This window comes from Psychrobacillus insolitus (assembly GCF_003254155.1).
In the GTDB taxonomy this organism is placed as follows: domain Bacteria; phylum Bacillota; class Bacilli; order Bacillales_A; family Planococcaceae; genus Psychrobacillus; species Psychrobacillus insolitus.
Window position 1 is genome coordinate 166039 of the sequence record NZ_QKZI01000002.1, and the last position, 13143, is coordinate 179181.

The window sequence follows — 13143 nt, forward strand, 5'->3', positions numbered from 1 at the left end:
AACATATTGTAAACGAAAAAAAGTTAAGATAGACTTTTTTAAAAGAATAGTAAAAAAAGAAAGGTATGGAGACTATGAAAATAATTGATATGCACTGTGACGTATTATTAAAGCTCTATGAGTCACAAGGGAGCATCAAATTCAAAGATGGAGAAGAATTAGATGCAAATAAAGAAAGATTAAAAAAAGGAGAAGTAAAAGTTCAAGCGTTTGCGATATTTATTCATCCGAATATAAGCGTAGAACAAAAATTCCAAGTAGCTCTTGAACAAATACATTATTTCTACACGGATGTGCTAGGAAATAATCCGGATATGAAAATGATCAAGGATTGGTCAGATATCGAAAATTTACAAGAGCATGAAATAGGGGCTTTGTTAACGCTTGAAGGTGTAGATGCTATTGGAAATGATTTGAAAAAAATGACCATTTTATATGAATTAGGAGTACGTTCAGTCGGTTTAACATGGAATAATGCGAATTTAGCAGCTGATGGTGCTTTAGAAAAACGTGGGGCAGGTCTTACGTTATTTGGTGAGGAAATTGTCTTATTTAATAATGAGCATAAGATGCTGACGGATGTATCCCATTTAAGTGAAAAAGCATTCTGGGATGTGATGGAAATTGCGAAATACCCTATTGCTAGCCATTCGAATTCGAAATCTATCTTGAATCATGTTAGAAACTTATCGGATGAACAAGCGAAAGCGATGTTTGAAAAAGAAGCCATGATTCATGTAATATATTATCCAAAGTTCATAAAAAAATCCGAGCATGTATCTATAGCGGACCTTATTTTGCATATTGATCATTTTTGTTCCATAGGTGGCGAAAAAAATATTGGTCTCGGTTCTGATTTTGATGGAATCGATAATAAGGTAAATCTTTTAGAGAATGCTTCTATGTCTCCAAATTTAATAAACGAAATGTTAAAAAAATATTCCGAAGAGCAAGTAGAAAATTTTGTATACGGGAATTTTGTACGTCATCTTCCGAAGTAATCTAACTATAAATTAAGTGTAAGTGGAGATAGAGTGAAACAATCAGTGTGGATGAGGAAAACCCACTGATTGTTTCACTCTATCATTAGTATAACTATAACTTTCAACAATGAAACCAAACTGAAATTCCCGAAAAATCCTGTTTTTAAATTCATTTATTTCTTACGAAACATCCAACCGGCAACAACAAATATTAAACTGGCGTAAATCATAAGTGTTTGATTATGAATACCCAATCCAACGAAAAAAGTAGTGAGTCCTATCATCATAGAAATACCAGAAAATAATCGAGATTGAAGCTTAAGCTGATGGGTCAGGATTTGTTCATCACGTTTTTGCATGTATTCTCTCATTTTTGTAGGTTCTTCTAAAAAAGTACTAATCTTGCGTAGAGGAAGCAATCCTTTTTTCCCTAATTTCAATAAATTCGCAGCAGAAAAATTAACCTTTTCTCCTCCTATAGCTTTCGAGGTTGTCCACTCTAATATACGTGGTTTTCCGAGAGCAAGTAAATCAACATTAGGATCGAGTATGTAAAGAACACCTACTAGCGTAGAGATAGCCCGTCCAAAAAAAGCAAATTCAGCAGGGAGTTGAACAGGTTGTGTTCGAACAATCTCTTTCAAGTCAGTTAACAATCGTTCCACGACAAAGTTATCCATTTCTTTTAGTTCATTCGATTCATAAGCAGAAACTAATCGAGCGATGGCATCTGCTAGAAGAGTCCGATTTGCTTCGGGCAATAAAAATTGTAATTCTTCTAATCCATCAAGCACTTGATCGTATTGACTGAAAATAATACCTTCTACCACTTTCACAATAGATTGAGATTGTTCTTTCGTAATAGATCCAACCATTCCAAAATCAATTAGAACTATTGTGCCATCAGCTTGAATTAAAATATTACCTGCATGTGGATCTGCGTGAAATTCGCCGCCTTCTAATACTTGTTCTAGAAATAGTAAAAAAAGTCGTTTTGTAATACTCGATCTGTCTAATTGATGTGTTTCTAAATATGCAATATCTGAAATACGAGATCCTTCAATCCATTCCATTACAAGTACACGCCGAGTGGAAAACTCGTCATAGTACACTGGGAAACGAATTCCTTTTAGGTGTCCATATCTATTTGAGAAGTTTCTTCCATTTTGTAGTTCTTGTAAAAAATTTAATTCAGGAGCAATTGTATTGACCATTTCTTTGTATAATAAATTAAAATCTAGTTGTTTAGAGAACTTTGTAAAATGTCTCACTAGCCAAATAACAATTTTCATCGCCCGAAAATCTATTCGAATAATACGTTCGATACCCGGACGTTGAATTTTTATTGCAACAGTTTCTCCATTTTTCAAAGTTCCTTTATATACTTCCCCGATAGATGCAGAGGCTACTGGTTGTTCAGATAAGTTACTTACAAAATCATCTAACTCGGCATTCCACTCTTCTTTTAATACATCCATTGCTTGTTCTTTTGGAACGGATGGTACTCGGTCCGTTAATCCTTCTAACTCTTCGATAAATGAGGGAGGCATTATGTCTGCACGTGTAGATAGAAATTGCCCAACTTTGATCATTAGCCCACCCAATTGAAGTGCCGTCTTTTTATACTCCTTCGCTTGTTTAGTAACTAATTTCTCCCATTTTAAATTCACGATAGGGGTGAAGCGACCTTTATATCTGCGTTGAAAAAACATCACTTGCACAAAAAATTTAATGGACATCCAGACGATTCGATATATGCGGTAAATCGCAAAGTTTTTCATGTGATTCGCCTCCTTGTCTCTATTATAAATGTTGAGTCAAGGAACCTCCTAATAATAGCTAATGTGCATTTCTTTGGAATAATCCTAAACTTACTAACTACTTTTATGTATCATCGTCCCTTTCGTTTCATACAATATAGAATTAAGCCCTGAATGGAGGGAAACATGGATATCTTAAACAAGGTCAGAAGTTATCGAGAAGAAGAAAACAAGCTGAAGTGGGAAGGCACATTTGAAGAATTTTTGAGTATTGTGAAGGAAAGACCATCTGTTGCCCAAACAGCGCATGCACGTGTATATAGTATGATCAAGGGCGCTGGAGTTACTGAGCGAGACAGTCAGAAACTGTATGAATTTTTTGGTGAAGAAATATTTGGTCTTGAAACAGCTCTAGAACGACTTGTAGAAGAGTATTTTCATCCTGCTGCGAAAAGACTAGATGTTCGAAAAAGAATTTTATTGTTAATGGGGCCAGTCAGTGGAGGGAAGTCAACTATTGTCACATTGTTGAAACGAGGTTTTGAAAAGTATTCAAAAACAGATGAAGGCGCGGTCTACGCAATAAAAGGATGTCCGATGCACGAAGACCCACTTCATTTAATTCCACAGCATTTGCGAGCAGATTTTTTTGAAGAGTACGGCATCCGAATTGAAGGGAGTTTGTCTCCACTCAACACTATGCGACTAGAAACAGAATACGATGGTCGTTTAGAAAATGTACTGGTGGAACGTATTTTCTTCTCAGAGGACAAAAGAGTTGGAATTGGAACATTTACTCCTTCTGATCCTAAGTCACAGGATATTGCTGATTTAACCGGTAGTATTGATTTTTCTACTATCGCAGAATTTGGTTCAGAATCCGATCCACGTGCTTACCGTTTTGACGGTGAGTTGAACAAAGCAAATCGTGGAATGATGGAGTTTCAAGAAATGCTTAAGTTAGATGAAAAGTTTCTATGGCATTTATTATCACTAACACAAGAAGGTAATTTTAAAGCAGGACGATTTGCTTTAATCAGTGCCGACGAGTTAATCGTCGCTCATACGAATGAAACAGAGTATCGCACCTTTATATCCAATAAAAAGAATGAGGCACTTCACTCACGTATTATCGTAATGCCGATTCCGTACAATCTTAAAGTAAGTCAGGAAGAACGTATTTACCAAAAGATGATCAAGGATAGTGATATGACACATGTTCATATTGCTCCACATGCATTAAGAGCAGCCGCTATTTTTTCTATCTTAACAAGGCTAGATGTTCCTAAAAAACAAGGCATTGATATTGTGAAAAAAATGCGACTGTATGACGGGGAAAGTGTTGAAGGTTTTAATCAGTTAGATGTAGAGGAACTTCAAAAAGAATCTCAAAATGAAGGTATGAATGGAATTGACCCGCGTTATGTCATAAATCGTATTTCTTCTGCGATTATTCGAAAGGAAATTCCTTCGATAAATGCATTGGACGTGTTACGAGCACTGAAGGAAGGGTTGGATCAGCACGCTTCTATTTCACAAGAAGATCGTGATAAATACATGAACTATATTGCCATTGCTAGAAGAGAATACGATGAAATTGCGAAGAAAGAAGTTCAAAAAGCATTCGTTTATTCGTATGAAGAGTCTGCAATTACGCTTATGAATAATTATTTGGATAATGTAGAAGCATTTTGTAATAAAAACAAAATGAGAGATCAGCTTACCGGAGAAGAGATGAACCCTGACGAAAAGCTTATGCGTTCTATTGAAGAACAAATTGGCATTTCTGAAAATGCGAAAAAAGGCTTCCGAGAAGAAATTCTTATTCGATTATCTGCATACGCAAGAAAAGGAAAACGTTTTGAATACAATTCACATGAACGTTTACGAGAAGCTATTCAAAAGAAATTATTTGCAGATTTAAAAGATGTAGTTAAAATTACAACTTCTTCAAAAACTCCAGATGAAGCACATCTGAAAAAGATAAATGAAGTTGTTGCTAGGTTGATCGATGAACATGGGTATAATTCAAATTCTGCAAATGAACTATTACGTTATGTTGGTAGCCTCCTTAACAGATAAAGATCAGATAGCTAGAAAAACAAGACTGATTATTTTTCATTAGTCTTGTTTTTTCATATACTCTGCAATAACTTTGTGGCACTAGCATATGATAAACAATAGGTAGGTGTTGATAGAAATGGATGATAAACCAGAAAAACAATTTGTTATTTCACAAGAAAATTGGTCGTTGCATCGAAAAGGGCATCAAGATCAGCAACGCCATATGGACAAAGTAAAAGAAGCGATTAAAAACAATTTACCAGATTTAATTAGTGAAGAAAATATTATTATGTCAAATGGACGAGATGTGATTAAAATACCCATTCGTTCGCTCGATGAGTATAAAATTCGTTACAACTACGACACTTCTAAGCATGTAGGTCAAGGAAAAGGAGATAGTCAAGTAGGCGACGTTGTTGCTAAGGGTTCAGGGGATGAAAAAGATGGAGCAGGGCAAGGGAAACAAGCTGGAGACCAAGCGGGGCAAGATTTTTATGAAGCAGAAGTAACGATAGCAGAAATTGAAAGTGCACTTTTTAAAGAAATGGAGTTACCAAACCTACAACGAAAAGAACAAGCAGACATTATAACCGATCATATTGAATTCAATGACGTTCGAAAAAAAGGATTAATGGGAAATATTGATAAAAAGCGAACAATTATTACTGCTATTAAACGAAATGCTATGAAAGGTGAAGCTTCTATCATACCTTTTCATCAAGATGATTTGCGCTTTAAAACATGGGATGAAGTCGTGAAACCAGAATCAAAAGCGGTAGTGCTTGCAATGATGGATACGAGTGGATCGATGGGAGCATTTGAAAAGTATTGTGCAAGAAGCTTCTTCTTTTGGATGACTAGATTTTTGCGCTCTAAGTATGAAACGGTTGAAATAGAATTCATCGCCCATCATACTGAAGCAAAAATTGTAACTGAAGAAGCATTTTTTTCAAAAGGAGAAAGTGGAGGAACGATTTGCTCATCCGCTTATCAAAAAGGGCTAGAGCTTATAGATCAAAAGTATAACCCGACTCGCTTTAATATTTATCCGGTTCACTTTTCAGACGGTGAAAATATGACGAGTGATAATCAGAAGTGTATTAAGCTTGTAAACGAATTGATGGATGTTTCCAGTATGTTTGGATATGGGGAAGTAAATGCTCATAGTAGATATTCCACTTTAATGAACACGTATAAAACCATTGATAATCCAAAGTTTCGGCACTATGTATTGAGAGAAAATCGACATGTGTATGATGCGTTGAAGAGTATTTTCCTAAAAGATGGAGAGAAAGTTTAACTTCTGCGCAGGCTGAACAAAGAGAAGCAGAATCAAACAAGCCAAGGCGAATTTGATCAGGAAAGGAGGACAATTGATGGAGAAAGAGCTTCATCGTGCAATTGCAGAAATTACGGAAATAGCTTCTGGATTTGGACTTGATTTCTATCCCATGCGATATGAAATTTGTCCGGCAGATATTATTTATACGTTTGGTGCATACGGTATGCCAACACGTTTTACTCACTGGAGTTTTGGGAAACAGTTTCAAAAAATGAAAATGCAATATGATTTTGGATTGAGTCAAATCTACGAGTTAGTCATCAATTCCAATCCTTGTTATGCATTTTTACTAGACACCAACAGTTTAACGCAAAACAAACTTATTATTGCTCATGTGCTTGCTCACTGTGATTTCTTTAAAAACAATGTTCGTTTTTCGAATACTAGACAGGACATGGTAGAAAGCATGACTGCAACAGCGGAACGTATAGCTTTTTATGAAACAATTCATGGAAAAGATGAAGTAGAAAGCTTTTTAGACGCTGTTTTGGCTATTCAAGAACATATCGACCCATCCATTGTGAGACCAAAGCTTCCTAACTATGAACTGGAAGAAGAGGAAGAAGAAATTGTAAGAAAAACAGTATACGATGATTTATGGCATTTAGATAAGCCAATTGAAGAGAAAAAAGTAATCATTTCAAGTAGAAAGAAATTTCCGCCACGTCCAGAAAAAGATCTTTTACTATTTATTGAAGAATATAGTAGAGATCTAGAAGATTGGCAGCGAGACATTTTAACAATGATGCGTGAAGAAATGCTTTATTTTTGGCCACAGCTAGAAACGAAAATTATGAATGAAGGATGGGCAACTTATTGGCATCAGCAAATTTTACGAGCGATGGATTTAACGACAGATGAGACAATCGAGTTCGCTACTTTAAATGCAAATGTTGTCCAGCCTTCACAAACTTCTATTAATCCTTATTATTTGGGGTTAAAGATATATGAAGATATTGAACAGCGTTATAATAAGCCAACAGAAAAAATGAAGAAGTTGGGGATACAAGAGAATTCGGGAAAAGAGAAAATATTTGAAGTAAGAGAAATTGAATCAGATATTTCATTCATCCGTAATTATTTAACGAAAGATTTAGTGAAACAAGAGGATCTTTATTTATTTGAAAAGAAAAATGGAAATTATGAAGTAACTGATAAGGATTATGAAAATGTAAGAGATCAGCTTGTATCTATGCGCGTAAATGGAAGTTATCCGTATATTGTAGTAGAAAATGGAGACTATCTCAGAAATGGTGAATTGTATTTAAAGCATGGATATGAAGGAACGGAGCTGGACCCACACTATTTAGAAAATGTACTTCCTTATATTTATCAGCTTTGGGGAAGGCATGTATATATGGAAACAGTCGTGGAGAAAAAACCAACACTTTATTCGTATGATGGAAAGAAGGTTTCACGCAGTTCTATTTGACTTGAATAAAGAACTTCATCGATTTCTAACGCAGTATACGCGAATTCTTCTAGATTGCTCTGGACACTAATTCAACTTAGTTAACAACTAAGTAACAATGTAAGATTTTTTTCATACTATAACTATGGGGTGAATAAATGCCAAGAGTAAAATATCGAACAGCGGACGTTGACTTAGTGGCCAGGATGATGAGAGCGGAAGCCGAGGGCGAAGGAATCCAAGGAATGTTGTATGTTGGAAATGTAATTGTTAATCGTGCTGTAGCAGATTGCTTAGACTTTAGAGATGTAAGAACGGTTGAAGACGTTATTTATCAGGTGCAGGGAGGAAATTATTCTTTTGAAGCCGTACAAAAGGGTAATTTATTTTATTCACCTGCGAGAGAAAAAGAAAGAACATTAGCAAGACGAGTTTTGGATAATTGGAGAGACCACCCAGCGAAATTTGCCCTTTGGTATTTCAATCCATATGGACCTTGTCCTCCAACATGGTACGATCAACCTTTTACAGGTCAATTTAAACTTCATTGTTTTTATGAACCAATAGCTGGAACATGTGAAAGTGTTTATAGGGGATAGGTTTTCTAAGGGTTATTAGGATTTCGGGATTTTTGCTGCTACGAACACAATATTTTAAACAACATTCACGAAGAACTCGATATTTCTTCGTGAATGTTGTATATAGAAAGAATCTGAATTTTGGGGTATACAAATGGTTATTAAAAAGATTGAACATACGGTGTCCAATTTCTATCGGAAGAACCACGTGCAACTTCAACTGGTGGAAAAATGATTTTATTTAAAGGCTTAAATGACGAACTGCTACAATTAATCGAAAAAGAAAGAAATTGGAAAGTATAAGAATATCATCAAAACGTGTGTTTAAAGAATACATTGAAGCAGCAGGGAAGAAATAAAAAAAGCATTCATTATTGTGAAGTATTTTGTTTACAAAGAATAAAACCTTCTAAAATGCACAAGTTATTCTTCATGGAGGTGAAAGTTTGTGGCAAAAGACAAAAACAAGAAAAATGGATTAGATCGTGAAGAATATGGATTTGGATATGATCTTAGTCCAGATGATTTGGATGTTAGAGGTCAAAATATCACTGCAAAGAAAAGGAATAACAATGAAAACAATGATAAACCAACAGACAAAAATAGTCCTTCAAGATTAAACCTGTAATTTTTCATATAATCTAAATGCATATTAAAGAAACCAGTCATGCTAATGTATGTCTGGTTTCTTTTCGCTTAGTTGTAATTGTATATGTGCCTGGCACGCTTTCAAGCACATATGCAAATTGGTTCTATTTACTCCTCTCTCTACCTAAGGTGTATTAATGATGAAAAAGGGGAGAGTGGATTATATGTTAATAGATGGCGTGTTTTCTGGGGGAGGTATGAAAGGCTTCGCGTTAGTTGGAGCATATCAAGTGCTGGAAGAGAAGGGATATCAATTTAAAAGAGTGGCAGGCACTAGTGCAGGTGCAATTCTGGCGTGCTTCATTGCTGCTGGATATACCGGAAAGGAAATGGAGAAAGTATTAGATGAACAAGATTTCCAAGCTCTTTTGGACCCTCGCAAAACAATACTCCCAATTCCTTTTATGAAATGGATTAATTTATATTGGGGTCTTGGGCTATATCAAGGAAAAGCGCTGGAAAATTGGTTTTTAGAAAAGTTAGCTGCTAAAGGAATATATACTTTTTCGGACTTACCACAGGGCTCATTAAAACTAGTTGCCTCTGATTTAACAAATGGGAAGATGCTGGTTTTACCTGATGATTTACAGAAGTACGGTCTATCGGCGGATAGTTTCCCTATAGCCCGGGCATTACGTATGAGTTGTGGAATTCCATTTTTCTTTGAGCCAGTGAGATTGAAAACAGGATCAGGAGACACGATTGTTGTAGATGGTGGGGTATTAAGTAATTTCCCTATGTGGATTTTTGATAATGGAAACAAAGAGCGTCCTATCCTTGGGGTGAAACTGAGTAGTAATTCGGAAGAAATGAAGCCATATAATATAAAAAATGGCTTAAATTTATTCGAAGCACTTTTTTCCACGATGAAAAATGCACATGATGAGAGATATATCTCCCGTAAACTGGAAAAAAATATAATATTCATACCAGTAGATGATTATAGTGCCACTCAGTTTGATTTAAATACAGAAATGAAAGCAGATATGTTAGAAAAGGGAAGAATTAGAGCAACTCAATTCCTAAAAATGTGGTAATGTTTTCTGAAAATCTAATGTTTAATTAGTTCATTTTAAGGAACACTAAATGAGAAAGTAATGTAAAAGGAGAGGAATATATATGACGAAAACTGCAAAAGAATTAGCACTAAAAATCCTAAATGATAACCTGATTGGTACGATGGCAACAGTTCAGCAAAATAAACCCCACTCTCGTTATATGACTTTCTTTAACGAAGATTTTATTTTGTATACTGCTACGAGTAAACAGACACACAAGGTAGAAGAGATAAAAAATAATCCGAATACGCATATACTAATTGGTTATGATGGGAAAGGTTTTGGAGATTCCTTTTTGGAAATCGAAGGAACAGTAATAGAATCTGACGACGAGAGCTTGAAAGAAAAAGTATGGAACAAAGCATTAAAAGGATGGTTTGATGGGCCTGAAGATCCGGATCTTATTATATTAAAAATAACTCCAACACAAATTCGAGTGATGAATACAAAAGGCGATGAACCACAGATTGTTGTACTTTAGAAGGAGCTTTTCTTAAAAAGATAAGAAAGTATAAGGATTTCACATACTTGGAATACAGTTTGTACAATTTCTTCTAGCCGCTTAGGACAGTTTCATTGCTTACACTTTTACTTAAAAGAAAAAGGTTGAAATATACAGCAGATCATTGTATATTTCAACCTTTTCAAATTTTTAGATGAGAACTATATGGAATAACTGTTGAAAGTCCCCCAACTCTCTTGTCTAGCAAATTGAGGATGAGTGGAAATAAAGTTTACAATTATTAAAGCGCAATCTAGAGTTGGGTATTGGTCGAATAAAAACCTATCACCGTATCGAATAGCTGTTAAAGCAAGTGGTAATTCGTGTCGAAATATTTCATTCCGTCTTGTTGCTGAGGTGAAGTCATGCTCTCCTTGATCTATAAATAGATATACATTGTAATATAAACGATTTTCATTTTTTTCCCATTCACCTAATACTTCATCTCTCATATCAAGATTGACTTTATCCCACGCAAATTGAGTCCCGATTGTTAAGAATAGTTCTCCAGTGAAATCAGAGTGAGTTAGTGTGTATTTTCTTGGGATAATTGGTTCAGTAGCCGTTACACCATCCCTATATTTAACAGATAGTCCTTCTGAATTGAACCTACTCATGTCATTAACTCCATTCGGCTTTATTTATATATATGTATATGCTACTTTTTATTTGAGACCGTTAATAAGTCATGGATGTACAGAATTCTTCTAGGTTAGACACGGAATACTTATGTCTAATTAAAATTGAAGAATCTACAACCTATTCCAGTTTTTGAGACGTTAGCGGTATATCGAGTAGTGAACCAAACAGTGGCTTTACTTAACGCTGAGGGATTTGTTTTAGGTGAGCGACGGACAAACAAGCGTAATAGGATGACCGAAAAGATCGGGGGGCTACGTGACATAGTCACGTAGCCCCCCGATCTTTTTCTCGTTTATTCTACTACATTAAGTTTCGTCCAAAGAACCGGTGACGTCCATATAGAAAAAGGGCGCTTTAGCAGTTTTCTTATTTTCATATTTTTAGTCACCATGGCCTATTATAATAGGTCTAGATAAATATATTCGGTATAATGCAATCTTACTATGTAAATTAGTGTTTTAATAGTAAGTCTTGTGACAAACTTTAGGATTTTTTTCGAATGGCAGTAAATAATAAAATAAAAAAATCCCATTGGATCAAATGCTCCAATGGGAAGGTCGATAATTATTGAACTTTCAACTCACTAATACTTACTTCGGATCTTTCTTCTAAGGAATGTCTTAAATGAATGGTTGCAGTTTTTCGGTCTTCATGTATTTTGTCAATCCAGATAGCAACTCCGTTATAGCTAACGTCAATTTGAGAAGGTGAATCTACTATTTCTTGTGCGCGATTATAGTCCAATTTCGTACCTCCTAACTTTTACTTTTTGGCTTAGATCTTGGTTCTCCAAGTTCGGCAAACTCTCGAGCAAATTCCTCTTGGACTTCGTTAGGTTTTATTTTTTGGTTTTTAGGTGTTTGGGGAAGTGAGTCTTTATTTTTACTTTTACCCTGCTTATTATCTCTACCCATATACATTCTCCTTTCTCATATTACGTACTTTCTTAATATGGCTTCTAAACCTTATTTTAAACACGAAAAAAGCACTGAAAGTATTTTCCTCGATAATAATTAGAAAAAATTTTTTTGTGCGTGACTTTTTGGAATATTAATATAAAATGAGTATATTGAATAGTAATAAATACAAATAGAAGGTGAATATGAAAAAAAACACCCTACCCGATTTCCAAAAAAAGGAATAGGATAAAGTGCTTGTTTGTTTATTCATTTTTATTAAAGTATGAAATAAGTTGTTTTTGAGAAGGGGCTTGAATTGAATATGTTACTTCACGGTCTTGACTATTTTCAATTCGTGGAATAATAGAATCAATTACAATGAACTTCCAATGTGGTGGTTTACTTTTTGTGCTTTTTTGTGTAGAAGGGGTCATCATTTTTCTTTGAAAAGCATGGAGTTTTGCCATAAGGAATTTTTCTTTTACTCGCACAAGTAAATACCCTTCATCGTTTTCAGGATCATACTTTTTCATTAGGGATTCACCTAATTCAAATGTATTGGATTTATTTTGAACAGATGGTGAAATCACAAATATGTTGCCTTTGCGAAATAATGAAGTATTTGATACTTGGCGAAGTCCTAAATCATTTATCAAGAAATCTAGGTTCACTTGGGAAGCTTCACTAGCTACAGACATATTATACCTCCTCTACTATTACATTGCATAATATAATAAGTATACCCTAAAAATGAGATAAAATCTTTGTTTATGGGTAAATTCCCTTGAAAAATTTGTATTTGTAATAAAAAGGAACAATTATGTGTAAAAAAACCTTGAAATGAATAAGTAATAATGAAAAGTGTGTATGATGAAAGATGAAACTAGAGGAGGAAATAACAATGGCATACTTACTACAGGTAGATTTTAAAATGGATGGACCTTTTGGACAAGAAATGGTGGAGGGATTTAAGGATTTAGCAATGAGTATTAATGAAGAAAAGGGATTCATTTGGAAAATCTGGACAGAGAATGAAGTGAATAGTGAAGCAGGGGGCATTTATCTGTTTGAAACAAAAGAGGATGCAGAAAATTATTTAGAAATGCATACCAAACGTTTAAATGGTTTCGGTATCACGGAAGTGAACGGAAAACTATTCGAAACGAATGACGCATTAACCAAAATTAACCATGGACCGTTGACATAAATAAATACAAAGCCTTTGGTCCTTAATTTTCAGTTGAATTCATGGTAGA

Annotated in this window: 14 protein-coding genes; 9 read left to right on the forward strand and 5 right to left on the reverse strand. The window is 34.8% G+C overall.

The annotated features are described in order from the left end of the window. Nucleotides 1-74: 74 nt before the first annotated feature. Nucleotides 75-1001: a dipeptidase gene (locus C7437_RS08065; protein WP_111439168.1), complete on the forward strand. Its 927-nt coding sequence runs from the start codon at nucleotides 75-77 to the stop codon at nucleotides 999-1001. A gap of 155 nt (nucleotides 1002-1156) precedes the next feature. Here the strand turns inward: C7437_RS08065 and C7437_RS08070 are convergent, their stop codons facing one another. Beyond that, nucleotides 1157-2764 carry an ABC1 kinase family protein gene (locus tag C7437_RS08070; RefSeq protein ID WP_111439169.1) on the reverse strand — a complete coding sequence of 536 codons (1608 nt, stop codon included), beginning with the start codon at nucleotides 2762-2764 and terminating at the stop codon, nucleotides 1157-1159. A 165-nt stretch (nucleotides 2765-2929) separates the two neighbouring features. Between C7437_RS08070 and C7437_RS08075 the strand changes: the two genes are divergently transcribed. The 7 genes from C7437_RS08075 (at nucleotide 2930) to C7437_RS08105 (ending at nucleotide 10325) form a co-directional block, all read left to right on the forward strand. Then, nucleotides 2930-4825, forward strand: coding sequence for a PrkA family serine protein kinase (locus tag C7437_RS08075; protein ID WP_111439170.1), 1896 nt, complete (start codon nucleotides 2930-2932; stop codon nucleotides 4823-4825). 118 nt (nucleotides 4826-4943) lie between these two features. After that, nucleotides 4944-6107, forward strand: a complete 1164-nt coding sequence (gene yhbH, locus C7437_RS08080) for a sporulation protein YhbH (RefSeq protein WP_111439171.1) — start codon at nucleotides 4944-4946, stop codon at nucleotides 6105-6107. Nucleotides 6108-6183: 76 nt separating this feature from the next. After that, the gene (locus C7437_RS08085; protein WP_146249618.1) at nucleotides 6184-7581 is read left to right on the forward strand and encodes a SpoVR family protein; all 1398 of its coding nucleotides are present in this window, start codon (nucleotides 6184-6186) and stop codon (nucleotides 7579-7581) included. Nucleotides 7582-7718: 137 nt separating this feature from the next. Beyond that, nucleotides 7719-8159 (forward strand): cell wall hydrolase, encoded by a 441-nt coding sequence (locus C7437_RS08090; RefSeq protein ID WP_111439173.1) that lies wholly within the window; start codon nucleotides 7719-7721, stop codon nucleotides 8157-8159. Nucleotides 8160-8586: 427 nt separating this feature from the next. Continuing rightward, entirely contained in the window at nucleotides 8587-8766 is a 180-nt protein-coding gene (locus C7437_RS08095; RefSeq protein ID WP_111439174.1) for a hypothetical protein, read from the forward strand. Nucleotides 8767-8950: 184 nt separating this feature from the next. After that, nucleotides 8951-9823, forward strand: coding sequence for a patatin-like phospholipase family protein (locus C7437_RS08100; protein WP_111439405.1), 873 nt, complete (start codon nucleotides 8951-8953; stop codon nucleotides 9821-9823). An 82-nt stretch (nucleotides 9824-9905) separates the two neighbouring features. After that, the gene (locus tag C7437_RS08105; RefSeq protein WP_111439175.1) at nucleotides 9906-10325 is read left to right on the forward strand and encodes a pyridoxamine 5'-phosphate oxidase family protein; all 420 of its coding nucleotides are present in this window, start codon (nucleotides 9906-9908) and stop codon (nucleotides 10323-10325) included. Between the two features lie 182 nt (nucleotides 10326-10507). Here the strand turns inward: C7437_RS08105 and C7437_RS08110 are convergent, their stop codons facing one another. From C7437_RS08110 to C7437_RS08125, 4 genes are all read right to left on the reverse strand, one after another. Further along, nucleotides 10508-10963 carry a staygreen family protein gene (locus C7437_RS08110; RefSeq protein WP_111439176.1) on the reverse strand — a complete coding sequence of 152 codons (456 nt, stop codon included), beginning with the start codon at nucleotides 10961-10963 and terminating at the stop codon, nucleotides 10508-10510. 589 nt (nucleotides 10964-11552) lie between these two features. Further along, on the reverse strand, nucleotides 11553-11732 hold the full coding sequence (locus tag C7437_RS08115) for an H-type small acid-soluble spore protein (protein WP_111439177.1): 180 nt from the start codon (nucleotides 11730-11732) through the stop codon (nucleotides 11553-11555). Between the two features lie 11 nt (nucleotides 11733-11743). Further along, a complete protein-coding gene (locus tag C7437_RS08120) occupies nucleotides 11744-11902 on the reverse strand; it encodes a YfhD family protein (RefSeq protein ID WP_111439178.1) in 159 nt (52 codons plus the stop codon). A 248-nt stretch (nucleotides 11903-12150) separates the two neighbouring features. Further along, nucleotides 12151-12585, reverse strand: a complete 435-nt coding sequence (locus C7437_RS08125; protein WP_111439179.1) for a hypothetical protein — start codon at nucleotides 12583-12585, stop codon at nucleotides 12151-12153. Between the two features lie 203 nt (nucleotides 12586-12788). Between C7437_RS08125 and C7437_RS08130 the strand changes: the two genes are divergently transcribed. Next, a complete protein-coding gene (locus tag C7437_RS08130) occupies nucleotides 12789-13094 on the forward strand; it encodes a monooxygenase (protein ID WP_111439180.1) in 306 nt (101 codons plus the stop codon). The last annotated feature ends 49 nt before the right edge of the window (nucleotides 13095-13143 follow it).